Here is a 24,554-nt window from a genome sequence, read left to right as displayed (position 1 = left end):
ATTTATTGTACGGTAGGCGGCTTACTTAAGATGCCACCCTCATTGTATTGCTGATTATTGGGGAGTCCTTGACCTCCTATCCCTTTCTTCATAAGCTGCTTTAGGAGACTGAGATACCGTGTATAAATGTCGCGTGGAAGTGCTTGATGCTGTTTGCAGAGCGATGCTGCCATTCCTACAACCTCGCCCATCATGCCCGTTGTGCGCATGACACGAACCGAACCGAGGGCTATATGTGTCACGCTGATGTCGCGACCAGCCATAAAGAGATTGTCAATATTTCTAGAATATAGGCATCGATAAGGTACGCCATAAGGATAAATTACCTTTTGTTTCGATATGGCTTTATACTCATTGCCGGGGAAATAAATGCCGTTGAGTGAGTCGGGATAATGCAAATCAATACTCCACGTGGTGGTGAACGATGCATCTTCGTGCGAAACATGTTTTATAAGATCTTGTTCACTCAGTACATAGTCGCCTAGTAGACGACGCGACTCGCGTTTTCCGGCAACATAAGCCACCCATCCCAACTGTTCTTTCTCAAACTTTTTTCTCTTTGAATATTGGTTTTTCAGGTAGCTCCAGTTAGAATATACCACCATCAGACCGTAGTCTCTGATTCGTTCAAAGTCGGTTATCTGATTTTTGTTGAGCCCTGTCTCCCATGTCCATTCGCCCTTTTTGATGGGTTCACAACTCTCTTCGGTGAATGAGATACCATAGTTGAATGGGCGGAATGTATTGGTTTTCTTCGTTGGTTGGGCATACCATTGTACCGAAGCCCCCATGGTCATCTCGTCGGCCTGCTTCGGTGCTAATGGCTCTTCGAACTCATTGTAGGCTTCACGTCCCATCTTATAGTCGGCTCCGGCTAAATATCCCACTGTAGCATCGCCCGTACAGTCGGCAAACAGTGGCGCCTTGAAGATCAGTGGTTGCGATGTCTGTGTGTTTAGGGCTATGACACAGGCTATTTTATTACCTTCCATCTGCACCTTGTTCACGTGGTAATTGGTAAAAAGAGAAATGTTTGGTTCACGCTGAACGATGTCCATCTTCTTGTGGTCGGCATAGTTTTCGGCTGGCATGGCATTGCCCTCTTCCGTTGGGCCAAACTCTTTTTGGAGTCCACCGAGGTTTGGAAACTTTCCTGTTTCGATTCTTCCACCTAGATGGACTCGTACTTCTGAACTGTTATTGCCACCCAAGATGGGGCGATCTTGCACCAAAGCTACTCGCATTCCTAGTCGGGCTGCTGATACAGCCGCGCTGATTCCGGCCACACCACCACCTACAACAACAAAATCGAATGTTCCTGCCGAAGAGGCAACGCTAGGTAGTTGGAGCAGTCGTTGGCGCATATTGGCTAATGCTAGCGAATCATCGGACGGTAAGTTGTTGCCAGTTGTGAGATAAATGGCATCACAGCGACCGTCAAATCCAGTTAGGTCTTTTAGTCGGAGCGTTGCTTTTCCTTTTTTCAGAGTCACCTTACCGGCCTTTTGCCACATCCATTGTGTGCCGATATTTCCAAGTGTTGGCGACAATCTCTTACCATTAATCCATAGCGAGAAAGCCCCTGCACCCTGCCCATGATGCCACGGTGATGTCCAGTTATAGGTTCTAACGAATGCATAGTATGTGCCATCGTGTGGCACGGTGATGTGGGTTGATGCGTCGGCAACAGGCACTCCCATGCCGTGGGCGATGAGATAAGGCGACCCCATTTGGTCCATAAACTGTTGGTCGACCGCCCATCCGCCTTTTACTTCAAAGCTCTCTGCCTCTACAAGTATGTCTGCGGCTAGTGCTGAAGTTGTGACGAGTAGGGGTAATAAAAGGGTTGATAGAATTTTTATCATGCGTATGTATTAGTATAATATGATTTCGTTTTTCTCGGCATTGTGGCTGATATGGAACGGATATACCTTCGAAATAAGCTGTAGAATCGACGTAACACCATCGTGTAGACGGAATTTTCCTGTGTATTCTTGTTTGGCAATATCGTCGTTTTTGATGATGATGTCGACATGGTAATACTGGTGTAGGCGTTCGGCCACTTCTTGCATGCTGGCCGACTTAAACGAGATGATGCCATCGCGCCATAGTATATCGTCTTGGTCTACGGCTAGAATCTTTTGTTGGTTGCCGGCTATAATGAGTTGCTGATGGGGCGTTAGTATTGTTCCTTGAGCTTCCTTGCTAGGTTGATAGACTCTGACCGAGCCTTCATAGAGGGATACGTCTAGTGTAGTGGGGGTATAGCAACGCACGTTGAATTCCGTACCAAGCGCTTTTACCTGTCTATTGCCTGCTTGAACAATGAATGGATGACTCTCGTCTTTGGCTACATCGAAGTAAGCTTCGCCATGCAGCAAGACGGTTCGTTCGTCCCCAAAGGTCGATGGATAAGTGATAGTAGAACCGGAGTTGACCCATACCGAGGTGCCGTCGGGAAGTGTAATCTGTGCCCGTTGTCCCTCCGGTACATTTAGTTTCTGATAAGCTATGGGTTGCTGAGAACCTATGTGGTATTTGAAGATAGCGGCTGTACCGATGATGCCAAGTATCAATATGGCTGCGTAGCGAAGCAGTTGTCGAGCCAGCAATTTCATGGTATCTCTTTTTTGAGCCTTCTGTCTCTGTAGTAGACTTTCTCTGCCGGCTTCCTCATTGGTGAGATCGGGGTGGAGAGATATCAGTGCTTTCATATTGATAGCACGGGTTAGTTCGGCCTTTAATGTTGTCGACGACTGTGCATCTTGTAATAGCTGTTCGGTATCTTGGCTATTGAGAGTTCCTTCCAAATATTGATTGATGCGTTCATCCATTTGTTCCTGTTTTTATGATATAGACAAGCAAATATAAGAAAACCACTAAACAAAAGAGCTAGAAAATGTATCTAATTTGCTATAATTTACTCTTTTGTGGGTAGATTGGGTGTTTTAGACGAATATAGTTTACCTTAGCGACATGAGATAATTGATACTTTGAGTATTTAAATGAGTCATGAGTTATCTCAAGTGTCCATCTTCTTAAATTGCTGCAAGGCTCTTGCAGTAATGTTGAATGGGCCATGCAGCATTACTGCCAAGTTGAGACAGAAATGTTGCCTAGCCTAGGCAGTAAACACAAAAAAAGAGAGACAGCGTGTCACCACGCCATCTCTCGTGTCTAATATAACCTTAACGTCGTATATTTGAGTTCAAAGAGGCATCGTCGGCAGGGTAAGGTAGGTAGATGCTCTTGTCTCCATTCCATGTCACATTATCAGGAATGAGGACGTTTTCTTTTTCCATTACACCTGTTGTAATTTCGATAGGAGCATTCTTCTTGCGATAGTTGAAGAGCGATTCCAAGCGGTTGAGACGGAACAAGTCTTGACGTCGGCAAACCAAAGCAGGCCAATATCCAGCAATTTCCCAACCATGCTCCTTCACACAAGCTTCGGCAAACTCGTTTCCTGACATGCCTGTTGGGAGATTCTCCAGACCTGCTCTATGCCTAACTTGGTTGATACAGTCGTAAGCTAAAGCGTTGGGAGTACCCTCTGAACGGGCTTGTGATTCGGCATACCACAGCAATACTTCAGCGTAACGAACCAAGCGATGGCGATGGCTATTGGTGCTTTTGCCACCTGCTGGTTTTGTATAGTCATAGTCGGTGAAGCCGGTTCCAGTGAGTAGATTGCAGTACATGGGGTGCTTCTCCTCTACTTCCCACCAGTCTATCAGTTCTGTTTCGCCGTTTCGCCCGTTATTTTTAACTATTTTCGGACTAATGGTGGCGTCTTTACGAGCGCCTGCGGGGAAGTCTTTCCAGAACTTGTATTCGCTCCAACCATCGCCCCATCCACCGAGAGATTCAAACAAATCGCTGACAGCCATCTCGGAATCTTCGTCCCAAACATACGAGCCATTGTAGTTGATACCTACGATGGTCTCGTTGGTATAGTTGTGGCTGGGAGCATAGACCATGTTGTAGCTAGGCTCAAGCATGTATTCATACTTGCCGGCTTTTACTCCGTCGATGACTGCTTTTGCACTGGCGGCCGCTTCTTTGTAATATTCGGTCTTGTTAAGGGGCCATCCTGCCATTCCCATATAGACTGCTGCGAGTACAGATTGTGCTGCTTGCTTGGTGATATAGATATTGGCTCCATTCATCTTCCGGGGTGCTTTGGCGTAAGAGGTGGGCAATATCTCGACACAATCTTTCAAGTCTGCGACAATTTGATTATATATTTCTTCGACCGAAGCAAGAGGACGCGAATAGTCAACTTCACCGCTTAGGTTCATAGGAACGGGGCCAAATACTCTTACAAGTTTGAAGTAGCTCACGGCACGCCAAAACTTTGCTTGTCCGATAGCAATGTTTACTTCCTCTTGAGTAGTCGGAGTTTTCTCTGCATTGTTGATGAGATAGTTGGCAGCCTTAATCACTTTATATCCCGAATTCCATACAGCTGCAGCGCCTTTATTGCCGTCTGTGGGGTGGAAAGCATCTACATCAGCATACGCTTGCTTGTTGCTTCCGGGGTGTGTAGTGATGTCGTCGCCTTGCCAAGCAATGATTAATGGGTTGGTGTTGTTTTGAGAATTCATTACTTGGCGGTACAAAGCGTAGGTGCCCATGTCTAGTTCTTCTTGGGTAGAAAAGAATGTATCGGCAGTCAACCTACCCTTAGGATCTTCGTCAAGGAAGTTTTGGCATGAAGTCATCAGTGCCAAGCAGGCACTTAATCCGGCTATAATATAAGTCTTTTTCATATTGTCTGTGTCTATTAGAAGTTAACTTTCAATCCAAATGTTACGGTTCTTGATAAGGGGTAAGCACCCATATCGATACCATCATTGAGGTCGGTGCTGCCCAATTCAGAACTCATGAATGAGACACCGGCAGGATCCATACCTTTATATTTGGTAATGGTAAACAGGTTTTGAACGCTTAATGAGAGGGTGGCATCGGCAAAACGAAGCACCTTCTTGGGTAGGGCGTACGACAGAGATAGATTGTCCAACCTGAGATAATCGGCGTTCTCCAGCCATTTAGTAGATGCTGCCTCGTAGTCGTTGTCGGTGACTGTGACTGATGGGTATATGGGGTTAGCGCTCTTTCCAAATGAGTTGTAGTAGGCATCACGCAGAGTGATGAATTTAGAGTTGCCATTGAAGGAGGCTGCCGTATAGCGAATGAGGTTTAGGCGCTGTACACCAATGGCTCCGGTGAAGAACGCGCTGAGAGTCCAGTTGCGCCACGTGACGATGTTGTTCCATCCGAAACTGAAGTCGGGAGTAGCTTTGCCGGTCACAATTTTGTCGCCTTCGGAGAGCGTACCGCTGTTATCATAGTCGGCATACGTATCATGTCCATTTGCATCGATGCCTGTCCAGTCGTAAAGGAAAAACGAACCGATGGGGTAACCTACCTTTACGCGCGATACAGCTCCGACCAAACCATAGGCTGGAGTGTTTCCGGCGATGAATGGGATGTTGTCTAATGAAGTGACCTTATTCTTCAAGAAGGTGCCTGTAAAGGCTGAATTCCATGAGAAATCTTTCGATCTGAGGATATCGGCATCAATAGTAAAGTCCAAACCACGGTTGGTTACCTCGCATGCATTGACCCAGTAAGAACCTCCACCGTCGTAGTTGGGCATGTTCTTGCGTAGCAATCCATCTTTCGTAAACTTTACAAAGTAATCGAATGTGAATCTTATGCGACTATCAAGGATACCGAAGTCAAGACCAGCGTTGAATTGATGAGTTTTCTCCCAAGTCAAGTCGGGCGTAGGAACATTGGTTCCAGTCCAGTAACCGGTGTACTTGGAGTCGCCACCAAAAGCGATAGTGGTTTGAGACATTAAGCCTAATGTCTCGTACGGATCAATAGCCTGACTACCTACGATACCATAACTGAGTCGTAGTTTGGCATTCTGGATAACGTTCTGGTGTTGCATGAAATTCTCATTACCAAGTTGCCAAGCCAAAGCAAGAGATGGAAAATAGCCCCATTTCTGATTAGAGAACTTGGAAGAACCGTCGGCACGGAATGTTCCGGTGACCAAGTAGCGATCGTTGTAGTTGTACATCAAACGGCTCACATAAGAAAGAAGCGACCACGAAGAGTAACTGTTGTTGTCTTGACGACTTTTGGCTAGTGTAGAATTCCACCAACCTACGCTCTCTGTTAAGAGATTATCGCCTGAAATTTTCATGAATCTGGTTTTGGAGAATGAAGATTCAAAGACACCGGTAGCTGTGAGAGAATGCAGTCCCCATTGCCCATGATAAGTCATGTTGTTGGTGGTTTGTAATGCCATTCGTTGGGTATCGGCATTCGACATACCGTTATTGATGTTGACGGAAATCTTCTTTGAGTTGAAATAATAATATTTATAGTCGTTGTAGTCTACTCCATTAGTAGAGGTGAACGTAAGGTTTGGCAGGATGGTAAACTTTAAATCTACTCGCGCATTGAGAATGTCGCGACGATTTTGCGACCTACTTTCCTTCAAAGTTGCAACAGGATTATACTCTGTAATAGCGCAATAACGGTCGGGATTGTAGCCTCCGTTGGCATCGTATATGTCTGTTACGGGAGAGTAGTTGAGCATAGCCCACAGCACATTGTTTTTAGATGCGGTGAAGTTATGGCTCTTATCAGCACTGTGAGAGAAGTTGATGTCGGTGGTAAGACTTAGCCACTTCGATACGTCGGAAGTCATATTGGCTCTGAACTGGTAGCGATTGTAGTTGTTTTCGATGACGGTGCCTGTCTGACCTATATAGTTGGCAGAGACATAATATTGTGTCTTATCGTTGCCATTAGACAATGCTACTTTGTAATCTTGGGTGATACCGGTCTTGAAGACTGCATCTTGCCAGTCGGTTCCAGTTGTTCCGTTTTGGAAAGAAGATAGCTGGTTGCTGTCGAAAGTATTGGGATGAGCTTCGTTGTAAGCCACTGCGAACTCATAAGGACTAAGTGTATCGTAACGTTTTGCCACATTGCTGACACCCAGTTTGGCATCGAAAGTGATGAGTTGTTGGTTGGCTTTACCGGTTTTAGTTGTGATTAAGATGACACCATTGGAGCCTCTTGAACCGTAAATGGCTGTTGCCGAAGCATCTTTGAGGACTTGCATGGACTGTATATCTTCCGGATCTAGACCGGCAACACCACTCTCTCTCACGATACCATCGACTACATATAGCGGGTCGTTGCTACGATTAATGGAACTGGCACCGCGTACCCTGACTTTGATAGTGCCTCCGGGAGCGCCACTATTGGTAACCGAAACACCAGCAACACGACCTTGTAACGCATCTGTGGCATTGACAATGGGCTGATCTCTGTACGATTTGCTGTCGAGCACAGCGATAGAACCGGCCAAATCTGCTTTTTTTACGGTGCCATAACCGATGACGACGACTTCATCGAGGGCCTCTATATCGTCGGTCATTGTTATCTGCATACTTTCGCTAGCTTTGATTTCTTTATCCTTGGCACCTATATATGAGACGAGCAATGTGCTTCCTTTGGGGGCATCGATTTCAAAGTTACCATCCATATCGGTAATTGTTTTGTTCTGTGTACCTTTCTGTATGATGGTAGCACCGATGAGTGGTTCCCCTTTTTCATCTGTGATATGTCCGGTAAGTTTACTTCCTTTAGTACTTTGTTGGTGTGTTTCGACAGCCTTCTTTCTAAATACTACATATTTATTTTGTGTAATATCATAATTGAGATGAAGTTCAGAGGCGAGGTGAGAAAGGAAATATTTCAGGTTGCCCTTGGTTTGTGTAAACGTAATCTTGGCGTTTACATCGACGTCTTTATCGCTGTAGACGAGCAAAAATCCTGTGGAATGTTCGATTTGAGCAAATAGTTTACCCACAGAAAGGGTTTTGGTAGGAATCTCAAGGCTTTTGTTTTGGGCAAAAGTTTGTGGTGTTGATAAGAGTAAGAAAAGGAAGAGTAGGAGTCTCATCGGATGTAAATAAGAAGAAGGTGAGCTCTTCCGACATTTAGATAAATAACGATTCATAGGTTTTATAGTTAGAATTAATAAAGTCTTTAATGGCATATTGGTGCATCGCCCTTATTGCATGGCGTGCATAGATTGTTTCTCTGGTCATATTCTCATAGGCGTTTTTCTTATAAGTTTTGTTATTATAACACAGCAGAATAAAAAATCCACTAAGAGCAAACAGAAAAAAATAGGATATATTGCCATAAACTTTATTATTGTTTTAAATCTTTTTTGACATTGTGATTTGGCACTTATGTATAAAAACTCTATATTTGCAACATAACCAAGGGTGTTGGTTCGCCTGCCCTTTTAATCGATACTAGTTATGGAAGTAAGTAAAATCTTGAATGATTTGGAGCGAAGGCATCCGGGTGAAAAGGAGTATTTGCAAGCAGTAAGTGAAGTCCTTATGTCTATTGAAGACGTGTATAACAAGCATCCGGAGTTTGATCGCATGAAGATTATGGAACGTTTGGTGGAGCCGGAGCGCATCATTACGTTTCGTGTACCATGGGTTGACGACCGTGGAGAGGTTCATGTGAACTTGGGCTACCGCGTGCAATTCAACAGTGCCATAGGTCCTTATAAGGGTGGACTGCGCTTCCATCCGTCGGTAAACCTGTCGATTTTGAAGTTCTTAGGGTTTGAACAGACATTCAAGAATGCGCTCACCACGTTGCCAATGGGTGGCGGTAAAGGCGGAAGTGACTTCTCCATACGTGGTAAGAGTGATGCCGAAGTGATGCGATTCTGCCAATCTTTCATGCAAGAACTCTATCATTATATCGGCCCGGACGAGGATGTTCCCGCCGGCGATATAGGTGTTGGAGCCCGCGAGATAGGCTATCTCTTCGGCACATATAAGAAGCTGACGCATCGTTGGGAAGGTGTGTTGACCGGTAAAGGCGTTGAGTGGGGCGGCTCGCGTATTCGTCCTGAGGCAACTGGATTTGGTGCTTTATACTTCGTCAATCAAATGTTGCAGATCCACGATATAGACATCAAGGGCAAGACTGTGGCTATTTCGGGTTTTGGAAACGTGGCTTGGGGAGCTGCTAAGAAGGCTACTCAACTCGGTGCAAAGGTCATAACGATTAGCGGACCGGATGGATATATCTATGATCCGGACGGTATTTGCGACGAGAAGATAGCTTATATGCTTGAGCTAAGAGCCTGTGGCAACGACGTATGTCAGCCCTATGCCGATGAATTTGAGAGTGGTCGGTTCTTCGAAGGACGCAAACCTTGGGAGCAAAAAGCCGATATTTATCTGCCATGCGCTACCCAAAATGAACTTAATGGAGAAGATGCCGACCGCATATTAGCTCATAAACCGCTCTGTGTGGCAGAGGTATCGAATATGGGATGCACTGCCGAGGCGGTGGAAAAGTTTATCCAAGCGCGACAACTATTTGCTCCCGGAAAGGCCGTAAACGCCGGTGGTGTGGCCACATCGGGACTTGAAATGACGCAAAATAGTATGCGCCTATCATGGCCGGAAGAAGAAGTAGATGCACAATTACATCGTATCATGCACTCTATACACGACCAGTGTACGCTCTATGGTAAGCAGGCCGACGGCTATATGAATTACGTGAAAGGAGCTAACATTGCTGGATTCATGAAAGTAGCCAAAGCTATGATGGCGCAAGGTGTTGTGTGATAGCATGTGGTGTTAGTAGGAGTTAATGAGAGTTAGGCTCGCGTTGCTCATTGGGAGTTAGGTCAAATGTCTATAGATGAGGCAAAAAAAACAAATGGCTTTTAACTCCGAGGCTGTCGAAGATAGCCTTAACTCCTGCTAACTCCTTTTAATAACTTAATATATAACGAGTGGAATATCGAAGAAGCGTAATCCTTTTAATATGGTTATGTGCCTTTACCACGATGTTTGCACAGCAAACCGGGAAGGCATCCTACTACTCCAAGAAGGCTACAGGAACCCGTACGAGTAGTGGAGAGAGGCTACATCATGATAGCCTTACGTGTGCTCACCGTACTTATCCGTTCGGTACGTTGCTGAAGGTGAGAAACCTTAGCAACGACAAAACGGTCATTGTACGAGTTACCGATCGTGGCCCATATGGTCGCGGCCGTGTTATTGACCTATCATGGGCAGCAGCCAAAGAGCTGGGAATGCTTGCCCAAGGAGTGACCGGCGTTGTTGTTGAAGTGTATGCTGAGGCTCCTGCTATTCCTTACAAGCCCGATGAAGAGGTGTATATGCCGAGTTTAGATTTCGGAGTTGCTGAAAGTGGCTCTAGTTTTGTGAGCGATTGGGTTGAAGATGCTGCCCAAGAAGCCAAGAAACTTCCCCAGAAAGCTAAGGCTGTCAAACCTGTACGGCGTAAGCAGAAGGTGCAATATGCTCCCTCTAAGCAAGCTCCCAAGACTAATAGTTGGAAGAATATATTCAATAAATTCTTAGAGTAGAGCAAAAAACTCTACTCTTTTTTTGTGCCATCAAACAGCCTTTAAAGAGTTGGAACTAGCAATAAAAATGTCGACAGAAACCCCGCCTTCACCGTTATGGCTGTGACTCTTTAGTAAGAATCAGCTGAGTATCTGTCGACAAATATATGGAATTGTACGCTTATGTACTCTTTCCAATGTTTTTAAGACAAAGCTATCATTATTTCTGTGTGGGAATATTAAATTCGCTTACTTTTGAGATAGCTTTGTTACCCTGTACCACCGAGATACAGATTTTGGCCGTTCCTGCTTTCAACTTGTTATCAGCTTTCACTACGGCTGTATATCTTATGCCCTTTCCGGGGAGTATTTTCTCGATATGGATGCTAGGCGAAACGTAGAGATGTCGGTTTCCGTCGGCCTCCACCACCATCGGTTGAACGTCTGATATAGTTTCTTTACCACGGTTGTAAACCTCAAAGATGACTTTGCAAATTTCACCTCGACTAATCTTATTGTCTTGATTGGCATCTACAAATCGGGCATTACTAATCTCTATCGTGGGACTGTACTTATATCCATTGGCCAATTCTTCTACGCTAGAAGATAGTGGCATGTTGGTAGTAGGTTGTTGAGCGCTGTAGTTTCCTGTATAATCCGTACCGTCGAAGTCATAGATTCTGTCGTCACCACTGTTGGTTTGATCAAATCCACTGTTGTCCGATGTGTCGGAATATGGATAATCGTCAGTGCCTTGATAGTCGCGGTTGCGTATCTTATCGCGCACTCGCTCGTAGCGGTCGTGGCGCACTGGAGCGTCAGAATAGACACGTTCTTGTGCACGTTGGTCGGCCGCGTTGCCGATAGCGCCTCCTATCACGGCACCACCCACCATTCCTACGATGGTTCCTAAGTCCGAACCGCGTGGTCCATCGCTTATTCCACCAACGGCAGAACCCAGTATCGATCCCAATGTGGCGCCGGTATAAGCGCCGGTTCCTGTATAGGTGTCACAGCTACTTGCCATTATAACGGTGCTCATTGCTAATATCGTAAATCTCTTCATGACGAATTTTGCTTTTTAATCTTGTTTCTGTCGCAAAGATACGGTATTTTTCCCCGCTCTTCAAGATTGTTTCCCTACAATGTGATAGGAAAAATCCTATTTCCCCAGTTCTACCACTATATATATTAGAATTTGCATCAGTAGGTTATTACTAGGGCGAAGTTGGTTTTCGCCCTAGCTATCAGTGTGTAGTTATTTGGCATGAGCAATTCACCCATCTTGGTGAGCGAGTATTCCATGCGAGTCGATATTTCGGGATAGACGTTGCTATTTACTCAGTGGTAATGTTCCTGATTCTTCTATGTTTATGATAGCATTTTCTGTAGACAGTAGCTTCTCCATGATCGCTAAAAGATGTGATGATTGCGGAAAAATTCTTTTAAAAGGCTGTGTTCTTGAATATTTTTCGCATATTTGCACTTGTAAATCATATACGACCGAATGGATTTAAAAGCATATTATAGCAGCCATGCCGAATCATTGGCACTCGAAATAGCGCAACTTAAAAGAAAAGGAAATACATTAGTGATAGCCCAAATAGCATTCTTTGTGCTGTTTGTGGCTTTCATTGTTTTATATACGGTGGTGTCGTGGGGCTGGCCTTTATTGGTCGGTTCGGCTCTGTCGCTGTTGGCTTATGCCCTCGTGAGGCGTATAGATGGTCGAAATTCCGACTTGTTGCAGCGTAAGACTGATTTACAACAAGTGTTTTTGCACGAGCAGGCTTCTCTTGACGGCGACTTTACGGCATTCGATGATGGCCGTCGTTATGTCGATGCTCGTCATGAATACACGTTCGATTTAGACGTCTTTGGGCCGGAGTCGTTGTTCCAGCGCATGAATCGTACGGTTACATCGGGCGGTAGTGATCGACTGGCTCGGCAGTTATCGCAATTGGAATATGATGAGAAAGGAGCGGAAGCCATCGCTGAGTTGGCCGTCAAGGATGCTTGGCGAGCTGAATTTATAGCCCTCGGACAGCAGCGACGATTGGATACCAACGAGGTGATGCGGGTGGTGTCGTTGATGCGCGAGACCCGTATTCCGAGTTTTGCACAGAGTAACGGGGTGCGTATCTTGGCGTTTTTGGCCATCGTCGGCTGCTTGTGTGCTTTCGGCGCAGCCTCGTTTGGTATGGCAAGTTGGAATCTTCCGATATGGTGGGTCATCTTGCAATTCGGCCTTGTGTTCCTCTTTACGTCCGGCACATTGAAGCGAGTAGGGAGCGTGGTAGACCGGTTGCACGAGCAGATGGGTACTTATATTAAAGTGGTAAGGCACATCGTAGACGAATCTTTTGCCACTTCGTTGAACACAGCTGACAGTAAGATGCTACGCGAAGCTATCGACTCGTTTGCCCAACTGGAGCAGATATTGGGCGGACTCGACCGTCGCGGTAACATTCTAGGGCTTTTCTTTGCCGATGGACTGGTGTGGAGCGACTTCTTCCTCTTGCGCCGTTTTGCCTTGTGGCAGCGTGATTATGCCGATGAAATGGGCGAGTGGATGGATACGGTAAGCCGTATGGATGCCCGCATATCAATGGCTACGTTCAGCTATAACCATCCCGAAGCCTGTCCGGCAGAGGTGTTGGACGATACCAAAGAGCTGGTATATGAGGCGCAAGGGCTGTTCCATCCATTCCTTGGAGCTAAGGCCGTGCGCAACGATTTCTGCATCGTAGACCACCATTATTATATTATCACTGGTGCCAACATGGCGGGTAAGAGTACTTTCCTGCGTGCGGTGGGCATCAATTATATCTTGGCCATGAACGGTATTCCTGTGTTTGCTGATGGTTATCGGGTGTCTGTGTTTCACCTATTCAGCAGCATGCGCACCACCGACGACCTAGCCCACGGCATCTCTTACTTCAATGCCGAGCTCTTACGCTTACAACAATTGCTGCAATACTGTCGCGATTGTCATCCTACACTCATTATTCTCGACGAGATATTGAAAGGTACCAACTCGCTCGATAAGCTCAATGGGTCGCGCATGTTCTTAGAGGCAATCAGTCATCTCGACGTTACCGGCATCATAGCCACCCACGATTTGGAGCTCTCGAAGATGCAAAGCGACCGATTCCATAACTATTGTTTCGAGATAGAATTGGGTGCTCATGTCACTTATTCATATAAGATTACCTCCGGTGTGGCGCGTAATCAGAATGCTACCTATCTGCTTCGCCGTATATTGGAAGGGGAATAAAAGGTGAAATACCGTTTATTCCGGTTGGGTAGAGATGGTATGTATACCGTCTCTTTTTTGTATAAGCCTTCGCAATAGAACGTTGTAGGGATGCGACATGTCGCGTCCGTAGACCGTATATATACTAAAAGAATGGCATCAAGAGATTGTAAATTCCACCGCGGACGCGGCATGCCGCGTCCCTACAGGAGCCCCACCCCGTCCATTATCTCCCTCGTTTTCTGTCGCACCGACTGAGCCGAAAGCGACTACTCGGTCGATGACCGATGGTTCCCAAAAGGGGGAGGGCGAAAGAAATAGCCCTTCTCCGTCCCATAACTTAAAAACTTATCAACTCAAAAACTTACAAACTAAAACCAAAACTCGTCTACTTATCCACTTAAAACCATCTCCCTCCCCTTTTGGGGAGGGCTGGGGTGGGGCTGTTGCAACGGCTTCTCAGCATCGCTGCCTCGACTTTTCAGCATTTCGGAATAGGCTTGGCAGTAGAGCTGCTGAGCCCTTGCAGCAACCTTACTCTGACTCTCCCCAAAAGGGGAGGGAGATGGTTTTAAGTGGATAAGTAGACGAGTTTTGGTTTTAGTTTGTAAGTCTTTGAGTTGATAAGTCCTTTAATTGTGGGACGGGAAAGGTTCTTTTCTTTCGCCCTCCCCTCTATGGGGAGGGTTGAGGTGGGGCTTCTGTCCTTAATAAAAAAAGGTGTGCCCAAACAGACACACCCTTGTATATACTCATTCTTAAATCTTATCGAGCGCTTGCTTGATGTCATCGAGCAAGTCGTCGGCATCTTCTATACCCACAGAGAGGCGGATGAGGTCGTGAGCGATGCCTGCCTCGCGCAGCTGTTCGTCGGAAAGTTGACGGTGGGTATGACTAGCCGGGTGGAGCACACAGGTGCGGGCGTCGGCCACATGGGTCACGATGGCGATGAGTTGTAGTGAGTCCATGAACTTAATAGCAGTCTCACGGTCGCCTTTCAGACCGAATGCCATAACACCACAAGAACCATTAGGCAGGTATTTCTGGGCTTTGGCATGGTTCGGGTCGGTGGGTAATCCGGCGTAATGTACCCATGCCACACGGTTGTCGGCAGACAAGAATTCGGCTATACGCTGCGCATTGCGACAGTGTTGAGGCATACGTAGATGGAGCGTTTCAAGTCCTAGGTTGAGCAAGAACGAGTTCTGAGGACCGGGGATAGACCCAAGGTCGCGCATCAACTGTGCTACTAGTTTGGTGATATAGCCCATCTTACCGAACGCTTTGGTATAGGTGAGTCCGTGATATGACTCGTCGGGTGTACACAGTCCGGGGAATTTATCGGCATGGGCATCCCAATCGAAGTTGCCACTATCGACTACTACACCGCCCACTTGGGTGGCATGGCCGTCCATATACTTTGTCGTAGAGTGGGTGACGATGTCGCATCCCCATTCAAACGGACGGCAGTTGACGGGCGTAGCAAAGGTATTATCCACTACGAGAGGAACGCCATGAGCATGCGCAACACGTGCAAATTTCTCTATATCCAGCACATTACAGCCGGGATTAGAGATGGTTTCACCGAACATGAGTTTGGTGTTGGGGCGGAAAGCTGCACTCAATTCCTCTTCGGTAGCGTCTTGATTGACGAACGTACATTCGATACCGAGTTTCTTCAGCGTTACTCCAAAGAGGTTGTAGGTGCCACCGTAGATTTCGTTGGAAGCCACTACGTGATCGCCGGCCTCACATATATTGAAGATGGCGAAGAAGTTGGCCGCCTGTCCGCTCGATGTAAGTACAGCACCGATACCACCCTCAAGTGTGGCAATCTTCTTGGCTACGGCATCGTTAGTGGGGTTTTGTAGGCGGCTATAGAAATATCCTTCTTTCTTCAAATCGAAGAGTTGAGCCATTTCTTCAGTGTTGTCGTACTTGAAAGTGGTACTCTGTACGATGGGCAACACGCGTGGCTCACCGTTTTTGGGCTCCCATCCTGCTTGCACGCAGAGGGTAGATGTCTTCAAATTTTTCTTCATAATACAAATGATTTATAATAGTCTCTATCGATGTATGTTGCAAAGTTACAAAACAATTTGAGCCACACAACTAAATACTACCGATTTGTTTGGCATTCCGATAGACTTATGTTATTTTTGTAGACACAATCTATATCAATCAAAAACAATGAAAACCATAATTCAATCTATCCAAACATTGACACTAACCTCAATTCTATTACTGGGTTCCATGAGCTTACAAGCGTGCACTAAAGCCGCTATTGTTCCTGAAGAGAAAGGACAAAAGGGTGATAAAACATTATTTGTGGAGAATTTCGACGGTGTATCCAAGCGACCCGACCCGGCTGTATGGATGCTCTGTAAATACTCAGATACGGTATGGGGACGCTACTTCGAGCATGCACAGAACTATGAAAACGTGCGTGTGGAGGGCGGTTATCTGAAGTTGAAAGCCGATAAACGCGACGGAATTTACCGCAATGGAGGCATCAGAACCATCAAAGGGTTCCCATGTAATACACGCGTTGAAGTGAAGGCGCGGTTCACTCATCAGGTCAAGGGAGGTTTCCCGGCCATTTGGCAGATGCCAATTAAGGGTAAAAACTGGCCTCAAAGTGGCGAGATAGATATCATGGAATGGATACAAAGCACACCCGGAGAAATCTATCAGACGGTGCATACGTCGTACAATCGAGAGCATTTGGGGCGCACCGGAGCCACCAATACACAGCCTAATCGCAACCTCGACATCACGAAAGACCACGTGTATGCGGTCGAGAGAACCGAGAAAGCACTCATATTCTATCTCGATGGATGTGAGACATGGCGCTATGAGAATCGACAAACTACCGATGAGAAAGGGAATATACAGTATCCGTTTGCCGATTACGACTTCGATATTATCTTGAATTTCTCACTCGGTGGCAAGTTCAAGGGTGAGGAAACGTGGCCCGGTGACATTGATGATGCCGATTTACCCGGTGAGATGTGGATAGACTGGGTGAAAGTTTCAAAACTCTAAATCAAGTTTTAGGTTCGTTTAAAAACAAATCTTGAAGACCGTGAGGCCGTTGCTTTCGGTCTTCAAGGAAAAACTGAAGCCATGACGGGTGAGCACTTCGCGTACGAAGATAAGGCCGATGCCTTGTCCGTTGGGCTTCGATGAATAGAACGGGGTGAAGAGATGCGACTCTGTTTCAGCAGTGATAGGGTCGCCATCATCGCTGATTTCAATGCTGTGTGAAGTGGTTGTAAGAGTTATTGTACCCTTGCCATCTATGCTTTCTATCGCATTTTTGATGATGTTTACAAACAACTGTTCCATCAAGATAGGGTCGGCTTGGAGGATGAGCGGCTCATATTGTCGACGGATGGTGATATCTTGGCAGAGTGTTTCCATCGACCTGAGACAAGTATCTAGATGCTCGCATACATCCATAGACTGTAAAGTGGGTTCTGGAATCTTCACCACATCGGCAAAACGTGTGATGAATCGACTCATGGCATAGCTACGGTCGATACACACGCGCATCAATTCCGCGATGTCGGTATCGGCTTTTAATTCCTCTGAAATACTCTCAAGACTCGACGTAATGCCCGCCACGGTGTTGTTTACCTCGTGGGCAATCATACGGACAACTTGTTTATAAGCCTTGTTCTCGGCCTTTCTCACCTCATCGGTCATCGATTCTATAAGTACGAAAGGATGCTGAAAACCATGGTCGATAAACGAAAGTCGTGCTAAACGGTAGATATGACTGTCGCTCAAATGGAGTGTAACGGTCTCTCCTTCTTGCAAGGTGGCGATGCGTTGGACTAGTTCTTGGTTGGCAAGGAAGTGCCGGGCAGCAGGATTTAGCGACGTGGTGTGGCCCTCGAAGTCCATCTGTACCACGCCCATGGGAGACGCCTCGATGAGCAAATCAAGGAAATGATTCTGCTCACGGACGCGCAATCGGTTCTCTTTCAACTGCTCCATCATGCGGTTGAAGATGTCTATGATGCGGTCGGCATCCTTTTGTCCCACGTGTCGAAGACGCGAATTGAAGTCTTGAGCCGACAGTAAATCCATGCCACTCTCAATGATTCGTCGTGGTTTGACGACGTAACGATGATAAAGACCTGCCAAGATGAGAGCCGTGAGAAGAGCTGTTGCTGCGTAAATCATGCCTTGTTGTATTTTTCTAGTCGGCGGTATAAGGCTTGCCGAGTGATGCCTAAGTGGGCTGCCACACGCGTAATGTTACCACCAAATAGCTGCATAGCCTGTTCGATACGGGCACGCTCGGCATCGGCCAGCGTACCGTTGGATTCTGAAGAGAATATCCTGTCGCCATGTTTCAGCCCCAGTTGGAAATCATTGGCGGTGAGATAGTCTTTGTCACTGATGATAATGGTGCGCTCCACAAGATTCTTCAGTTCTCTGATGTTACCCGAATAATTTTGCTCAGACAGCATATCCATTGCTTCTGGGGCAATGTCTACCGAACGAACTTGGGCTGCAAAATGGTTCACGAGTAATGGTATGTCTTCGCGACGTTCGCTGAGTGAGGGTAGATGGATGGTGATTAAGTTGATACGATAGAACAAATCTTCGCGGAATCTACGCTCGTTGATGCGGCTTGGCAAGTCGGCATTGGTGGCCGACACTACACGTATATCAACCTTACGAGGCCTACTGTCGCCCAATGGTTCGAAAGTTTGGTCTTGCAATACACGCAATAGCTTCACCTGTGAAGCCATGTCCAAGTCGCCTATCTCGTCGAGGAAGATGGTTCCTTTGTCTGCCATTTCGAATCGACCGATGCGATCTGACTGTGCATCGGTGAACGCTCCCTTGCGGTGACCGAACATTTCGCTCTCGAAAAGCGATTGTGATATGCCGCCTAGATTGACTTTGACAAAGGGCTTCTTGGTTCTACTGCTATTGCGATGGATGGCTTCTGCAATGAGTTCCTTACCTGTTCCGCTCTCTCCGGTAATCAATACGGATGCCTGAGTTTTGGCCACTCGCGCCACCATATCAAGACATTCTCTGAGCGCCCGACTCTTTCCGATGATTTCAGGAAAGTCGTTTGGTGCCTCCGTTTGTGGTATGTCGTTCATTTGTAGAGCCGTCTCAATGCGCTGTAATAGACTGGCATTGTTCCAAGGCTTGGTGATAAAGTCGAACGCTCCGGCCCTCATACCTTTCACAGCAAGGTCTATACTGCCCCAAGCTGTCATGAGTATGATCGGGATATGAGGCAAAAACAACTTCACTTGGCGTAATAATGTCAAGCCTTCGTCGCCCGATGTGGAGAGCGAGAAGTTCATATCCATGAGTATCAGTTGCAGTTTTGCCCCTTGACTCCGTATCATATCCATGGCTTCCGTGGCGTTGCTGACGGCCAATGGCGTCATTCCTGCTCGCTTCAGCATGAAATTAAGCGATGAACGTATGGTGATGTCGTCGTCAATTATCAGTATCATAACACAAAGCTATATATTTTCATGGCTTCTCACAAATTATTGCTTCAAAATCAGCATCAATGCTATTGTTTGTCGAGAAATCCCATAATGTGAGGCTACGAAGTTGATAATAGTAGTGCCAAAAGAGGTAAGTCTCGTTGATATATTGTTGTCGTGCCTCGTCTTTTCGGATTTGTGCATCGTTCAAATCAAGCGTGTTAATCTTGCCCATGACAAATGTTTCGATACTCGTTTGGTAACGCCGACGGGCTATACTGTCGGCTTCGACGGCGATAGAGAGCTGTCGTCGCTGGTTGTTGAAGTTTTCTACAAGTAGGAATATGTTCTGGTTGAAGGCTTGTTGTTGCTGACGTAGTCGGCTCTCGGTGACCTTTCGGTTGCTTTCGGCCATGCGTAATGTACCGCGACGCTTCCCCCAATCCAACAGCGGAATGGCCACACCTACTCGCACGATGGCATTATCGCGCAGGTCGCGATAGGCATTTTGCAATCGGTCGTTGGCTATTCCGCTCCATCCCATCGTCACGTTGAGCGATATATCTCGTAGGTTTCCGCGTGCTTGCGCCACCGCATAGTCGGCTTCCAATTGGCTTCTTCGGATACTTTGAACGAATGAATTACGAGTTAAAGCCTTGTCTAAGACGTCGACATAAGCAAGTTGGGGTGTGCCGGTAAGTACTTGTTGGGGTGGTGATACTACTTGTAAATCGGCCGAATCGGGCATATCGAGGAAGGCACGCAGCCTGAACAGGCTACTGTTCTTGCTGCTTTCGGCTCGCGCCAATGTCGCTTCGGCTTTGAGCAAGGATAGTTTTAGTTGCATGACATCGCTCTCGCTGACGTGCCCCATACGCCTTCTTTCGCGGGCAATATCGTATAGTCGCTGTGCATTTTCCTTGTTTTGGCGGGTTATATTCACGTTTTCGTTGGCCAAAAGTAGGTCAAAGAAATATTGGATAGTCTTCATGGTGACCTCTTCGGTGGCCGAGATGAAAGCGGCTTTTGCCTCGTTATACTTCACCGGTTCAATGCGTCGGTGCCACTTATGATGGTTTACGCCGAAGAGAGGTTGCTCAAATGTGAGACTCAAAGGTACCGACATGAAGTTCCGATTGTTGGTGTCGTGGATGTAATCGAGCGATGATGTGAGCGATAACCGGCCGCCCGTGAGCCATATATTCTGCTTAATGTTGAGTGCACTCGCTAGCGATGTGGTCTCATTGCGCACATACTTATATGTTCCGTCGGCCTGTTGATAGGCGCTATAGCTTTGGTTGAACTGCGGAAGAGTGCCCACCAATGACAACTCCGGAAGCATATCGGCTCGGTAAGCACGATACTCCCAATAGGCAGCAAGCAACGAATTGCGAGCCACTGCAGCATCCAAGCTCTGCCGACGAGCCATGGCGATGGCGTCGGGGAGCGATAGTTGCAGCGTATCGGCGGCCGCAACGTACTGGCAAATGGTTGTCAAGAGCAGTAAAAACAATCGTCTCATAGTTCTCGAAGGGCTTCTGATGGTAATTCACGCGCGGCTTTTCTCACAGGAATCAAGGTGGCTAAAGTACTGATAAGTACTAAGATGACGTAGGTGATGAGCGTTGTTATACAAAGCAACCGGATGGGGTGATACATCAAATACGAGTAGTATTCTGCCAAAGATTCTTGTCTTGGACTGATATGGAACATTCCCATGGGTTGTAAGATGCTTATTGCTGCCACCCAAGCAAGACAGAATGCGAGTGTTGTGAGCATGGTAGACTCCAGTAAGTATTGCTTCATGATGCTGCGAGTGTCGGCTCCCATCGCCTTTTGTACGCCTATTTCGTCTCGTCGGTCGGCTGTTCTTAACCAGAAAGTTCCTAATATTCCGAGGAATATACAAGCCAAAAGGAAAAGCATAAAGATGCCGGCTATGCGTACAGCACTCATCAAACCGTATACTTCTAACTGGTCTTTCTGTCGTTCGATATCGTTTTTGAGCGATACGGAATAGATATTTCCGGTGCGTAATTTGGGGACAACAGTGGTTTGAAACCATTGTTTGAATGTCTCCACATCGGTATCCTCACGCAGTCGCAACGCAATATTAGTCTTGTCCCATTGGTCTTTCATATCGAAGTTGAGATTCCGGAACACCAGCAGGTTACCGTCGTTCACTTGCATAGTCTGCATGCTGACGTCGTCGAATACCCCAGCAATGGTATAAGCTGTATGTGCATCATCGCTGTATAGTATCTTCTTGCCGATGGCATTGCGTCCGGAGAAGTAGGTTTCAGCAATGTATTTGGAAATATAGACCGTGTGCGGCGAAGTGATACCATGCTCTCCCGGCTTTAACAGATGGATGGGGCGACCCGTATAGGCATCGCGAAACCGATAGAGATGGAGTTGATCTCCACCTGCCATAGGGACGATATGGAAGAATCGTGCAGGTATTTTTCTAGCAGTATCGCCTTGTACCAAGAATTGACTTGCAGTTAAATTATTTCCGTAAGGAGTCGATTCTCCCGTGCCAATCACGCATTCTTCCACGTCTTGATGCTTTTGAATGAGCTGTAAAGCGTGGCGTAGCTCCTGCTCATATACACTGTCATTAGCGCATGTTTCTTTCCATCCTTCATCTTGATTGGTGTACCTATTTAACTCCACGGTATATAGATGGCGACTGTCATAGCCCTTGTCCGATTGAAACGTTGGCCATTGCAATAAGCCAAAATAAACAATAAAGAAAAGGAAGAAAGCCACAAGTGCCAGTTCAATAAACAGCCAACTGTTTTTACTACGTTGATTCCAAAGGGTTTTAAAGATAATTCTTAGCATACGGTTTTACTTTTTAAGGTTCAACGAATCTACAATATTGCGACGCAAAGAGAGGCATCCGGGGACCACGGCTGCCAATATGTTGACTGTCAAGCATACCAAGATAGTGAACAATATAATCCATGGATTGAACAGCATTTCAATAGTGATGATGGGATCGTCGCCTGTTTGGGTGAGCATCGACCGTAAGGCCGAGGCATTGGAAACCACAAGTACATAGGCCAACAAGAGGCCGATGAGCGACCCGATAGCTGTGAGTAGCACGTTCTCTACCATCACTTGCCACAGCAATGTGGACCTTCGCGCACCGAAAGCCTTTCGTATGCCCATTTCGGGAAGGCGTTTTTCCATACGACTGGAGATGAGACTGCTCAGGTTAAGCGACGGAATGACAAGTAGTCCGACTACTAATATTCCCAAAAGAATCAATGTTGCATAGTTGAATTCGTCTCCCGTCATCTCAAAATTGGCCGATTCTGCCAACATTCTTAAGTCGACTTGAAATTCTTTTTGAGAGGTATTCAAGCGTTTGAAGAAGTCGGCAATGGATTGTTGGGCTTGCTTTTTATCGCTCGTCAGTAGGTAGACATCCCATGTACCAAATAGTTTTTCGCTTGCTTTCGTGGCTTTGTTTTGGAGCATCTGTGGCGAAGCTGGCAGCCAAACTTCAGCATACGGTTCGCTAACAAAGGCCGATACGTCGGCTACTACGCCTGCTACGCGGCGCAACATGCCATTGAAGAGTATCTGTCGGCCGGCAATTTCGCTCGCTCCAAACATGCGTTTAGCCAGTGATTCACTGATAACAATGTCGCTTGATGCCCTGAGTATGTCGGCTTCTCCATAGGCTTTACCACTCAAGAACTTGAATTTGAACACGTCCCAAAAGCCTGCATCGGTGTAGACATAGGTTGCCGTGGTGGCTTGTAGATTGTTGGGAAGACTGAGTTGCCCTTTGTTCGGCTTGGTCTTGGTACCTATATAGCTCACTCCTTTCAGCGTTTTTAATCGTTCGGCAAGGCTGTAACTGAGTCTCCCCATCTGAACATTACGGTCGGCAAACTCTGCTTTGCCCGGTAATTCTATACGTAGTGAGGTCATCTCCAACATCATATTGCGTTGGTTGTAAGGGTAAAGAGGCGCCACTTTGATATAGGTTAAGATGATGACCGACATGGTTAACATCACCGAAAGAGCCGTCCCCACGATGTAAATAGTAGAGAATAGCTTATGTTGCCCTATCATTGTTCGGGCCTGACGAAGGTATATATTCATTGTCTTTTGATTTTTAATACGTTGTTTTTATACTGACTCATATCGCTCGTCACGACGGTCTCGCCCTTTTGGAGTCCGCTTTTTACTTCGACAAAGTCAAAGTTTCCAACGCCCAACTTTACCTGTCGGGCTACGAGCCTGTCCTTGCTTTCCTTTACGTATAATATATAGTCGCCTGCGCCTCGATAGAAATTACCGTTGGGAAGGCGCAGTGTGGCCGGACGAGTGGAGGTAACTACGAATACATCGGCTACCAATCCGGGACGTAGTTTCATCTTTTTCGGTTGGTTGTTGAGTTCTATCGTGAACTGTACGACGCCGTTTTGTGCCTGTGGCGTTATACTGCTAATGGTGCCGGTACATATACTTGAAGCTATCTTGATATAGGTTTTACCACCTATCATCAACTGTTCGGCGTAGTCGGCAGCTATCTCTGCGTTGACTTTAAAGTGGTTCATGTCGGCTATGACGGCTACTTGCTGCCCCTGCCCTACCTGTGCTCCCACTTGCGTTTGGATGTAAGTGAGTGTCGCCTTACGCGGAGAACGAATCTGAGCATCTTCCAATGTGCGCTTGTTTTCGGCCATAGTCTTGCCTTGCATGGCCACATCGAGCAGCTGAGCACGCATTTCTGCTTGTTGTATTCGGCGTGTATTAGCCAGTTGATGTTCCTGTTGTTGCAGTTGTAGTCGGGCTACATTGTATTCCATTCGTTTGCGTTCCACGTTGTCACGCGTACTTGAACCGATGCTGTCTAGATGTTGTTCGGCACGCAACTCTGCTTGTAGTCGATTCATTTTCATACGAGCCACGCGTATCTCCATTTCCATATTGGAGAGTGAGGTTTGTTGATTTACACGCAATTGACTAAGCCGTGCCTGTCTCATTTGTGCTTCGTCTTGTGCCCGTTGATACTCGGCTTCGGCCGCATGTAGGTCGAGTAGTAACAGCGGAGTGCCTACTTCTACTTGGTCTCCGGCTCGTTTGTAGACCTCTAAGATACGCGATGAGATGGGCGAATTGATAATTTCTTCGAACATCGGCACCACTTTGCCACCAGCCGTAACGCTTGCTACCACGTCTCCGCGGTCTACTGTAGCGAGTCTCAGCGTACTTTCGGCCACGCCGGGAGTTATCTTTGCGCGAACTATCAGCAGTGCAATGATGAGTAGAATGGATGCTCCACTCACTTTGGCAAGCCTCATCAACAGCCGACGCCGTTTCTGTTGTATGGTAATTTCTCTATCCATGAACT

16 protein-coding genes are annotated in these 24,554 nt (G+C 46.7%); 4 read left to right on the top strand and 12 right to left on the bottom strand.

Features of this window, described 5'->3' with window-relative positions:
• Window positions 1-2 precede the first annotated feature (2 nt).
• The 4 genes from AC1EK4_RS04430 to AC1EK4_RS04415 form a co-directional block, all read right to left on the bottom strand.
• On the bottom strand, window positions 3-1,865 hold the full coding sequence (locus AC1EK4_RS04430; RefSeq protein ID WP_480357160.1) for an FAD-dependent oxidoreductase: 1,863 nt from the start codon (window positions 1,863-1,865) through the stop codon (window positions 3-5).
• Between the two features lie 9 nt (window positions 1,866-1,874).
• The gene (locus AC1EK4_RS04425; protein WP_062433529.1) at window positions 1,875-2,834 is read right to left on the bottom strand and encodes a FecR family protein; all 960 of its coding nucleotides are present in this window, start codon (window positions 2,832-2,834) and stop codon (window positions 1,875-1,877) included.
• A 354-nt stretch (window positions 2,835-3,188) separates the two neighbouring features.
• Window positions 3,189-4,772, bottom strand: a complete 1,584-nt coding sequence (locus AC1EK4_RS04420; protein WP_036896591.1) for a RagB/SusD family nutrient uptake outer membrane protein — start codon at window positions 4,770-4,772, stop codon at window positions 3,189-3,191.
• A 14-nt stretch (window positions 4,773-4,786) separates the two neighbouring features.
• Complete coding sequence (locus AC1EK4_RS04415) at window positions 4,787-8,053, bottom strand: SusC/RagA family TonB-linked outer membrane protein (RefSeq protein WP_480357157.1); 3,267 nt, start codon at window positions 8,051-8,053, stop codon at window positions 4,787-4,789.
• Window positions 8,054-8,363: 310 nt separating this feature from the next.
• Between AC1EK4_RS04415 and gdhA the strand changes: the two genes are divergently transcribed.
• Together gdhA and AC1EK4_RS04405 are read left to right on the top strand one after the other, a co-directional pair.
• Entirely contained in the window at window positions 8,364-9,701 is a 1,338-nt protein-coding gene (gdhA, locus tag AC1EK4_RS04410) for an NADP-specific glutamate dehydrogenase (protein WP_480357156.1), read from the top strand.
• 224 nt (window positions 9,702-9,925) lie between these two features.
• Window positions 9,926-10,471 (top strand): septal ring lytic transglycosylase RlpA family protein, encoded by a 546-nt coding sequence (locus tag AC1EK4_RS04405; RefSeq protein WP_062433538.1) that lies wholly within the window; start codon window positions 9,926-9,928, stop codon window positions 10,469-10,471.
• A gap of 199 nt (window positions 10,472-10,670) precedes the next feature.
• Here the strand turns inward: AC1EK4_RS04405 and AC1EK4_RS04400 are convergent, their stop codons facing one another.
• Window positions 10,671-11,516, bottom strand: coding sequence for a glycine zipper family protein (locus AC1EK4_RS04400; RefSeq protein WP_036896594.1), 846 nt, complete (start codon window positions 11,514-11,516; stop codon window positions 10,671-10,673).
• Between the two features lie 441 nt (window positions 11,517-11,957).
• Here AC1EK4_RS04400 and AC1EK4_RS04395 point away from each other — a divergent pair, with 441 nt between their 5' ends.
• The gene (locus AC1EK4_RS04395; protein ID WP_036896595.1) at window positions 11,958-13,727 is read left to right on the top strand and encodes a MutS-related protein; all 1,770 of its coding nucleotides are present in this window, start codon (window positions 11,958-11,960) and stop codon (window positions 13,725-13,727) included.
• Window positions 13,728-14,464: 737 nt separating this feature from the next.
• Here AC1EK4_RS04395 and AC1EK4_RS04390 read toward each other — a convergent pair.
• Entirely contained in the window at window positions 14,465-15,748 is a 1,284-nt protein-coding gene (locus AC1EK4_RS04390) for an O-acetylhomoserine aminocarboxypropyltransferase/cysteine synthase family protein (protein ID WP_036896577.1), read from the bottom strand.
• Window positions 15,749-15,896: 148 nt separating this feature from the next.
• Here AC1EK4_RS04390 and AC1EK4_RS04385 point away from each other — a divergent pair, with 148 nt between their 5' ends.
• Window positions 15,897-16,751, top strand: coding sequence for a glycoside hydrolase family 16 protein (locus AC1EK4_RS04385; RefSeq protein ID WP_480357176.1), 855 nt, complete (start codon window positions 15,897-15,899; stop codon window positions 16,749-16,751).
• Between the two features lie 18 nt (window positions 16,752-16,769).
• Here the strand turns inward: AC1EK4_RS04385 and AC1EK4_RS04380 are convergent, their stop codons facing one another.
• Genes AC1EK4_RS04380 through AC1EK4_RS04355 form a run of 6 tightly spaced genes read right to left on the bottom strand, consistent with a single transcriptional unit; the run spans window position 16,770 to window position 24,549 of the window.
• Window positions 16,770-17,897 (bottom strand): sensor histidine kinase, encoded by a 1,128-nt coding sequence (locus AC1EK4_RS04380; protein ID WP_036896578.1) that lies wholly within the window; start codon window positions 17,895-17,897, stop codon window positions 16,770-16,772.
• On the bottom strand, window positions 17,894-19,201 hold the full coding sequence (locus AC1EK4_RS04375; RefSeq protein ID WP_480357175.1) for a sigma-54-dependent transcriptional regulator: 1,308 nt from the start codon (window positions 19,199-19,201) through the stop codon (window positions 17,894-17,896). The genes AC1EK4_RS04380 and AC1EK4_RS04375 overlap by 4 nt, the downstream gene beginning before the upstream one ends.
• A 19-nt stretch (window positions 19,202-19,220) precedes the next feature.
• Window positions 19,221-20,699: a TolC family protein gene (locus tag AC1EK4_RS04370; protein WP_480357173.1), complete on the bottom strand. Its 1,479-nt coding sequence runs from the start codon at window positions 20,697-20,699 to the stop codon at window positions 19,221-19,223.
• Window positions 20,696-22,024, bottom strand: coding sequence for an ABC transporter permease (locus AC1EK4_RS04365; RefSeq protein ID WP_480357172.1), 1,329 nt, complete (start codon window positions 22,022-22,024; stop codon window positions 20,696-20,698). The genes AC1EK4_RS04370 and AC1EK4_RS04365 overlap by 4 nt, the downstream gene beginning before the upstream one ends.
• Window positions 22,025-22,030: 6 nt before the next feature.
• Complete coding sequence (locus tag AC1EK4_RS04360; RefSeq protein ID WP_480357170.1) at window positions 22,031-23,299, bottom strand: ABC transporter permease; 1,269 nt, start codon at window positions 23,297-23,299, stop codon at window positions 22,031-22,033.
• Window positions 23,296-24,549 (bottom strand): efflux RND transporter periplasmic adaptor subunit, encoded by a 1,254-nt coding sequence (locus AC1EK4_RS04355; protein WP_480357168.1) that lies wholly within the window; start codon window positions 24,547-24,549, stop codon window positions 23,296-23,298. The genes AC1EK4_RS04360 and AC1EK4_RS04355 overlap by 4 nt, the downstream gene beginning before the upstream one ends.
• Between the last annotated feature and the right edge of the window lie 5 nt (window positions 24,550-24,554).

It is taken from the genome of Prevotella sp. C0026C3 (assembly GCF_056590795.1).
This window is presented reverse-complemented; position numbering and strand designations above follow the sequence as displayed.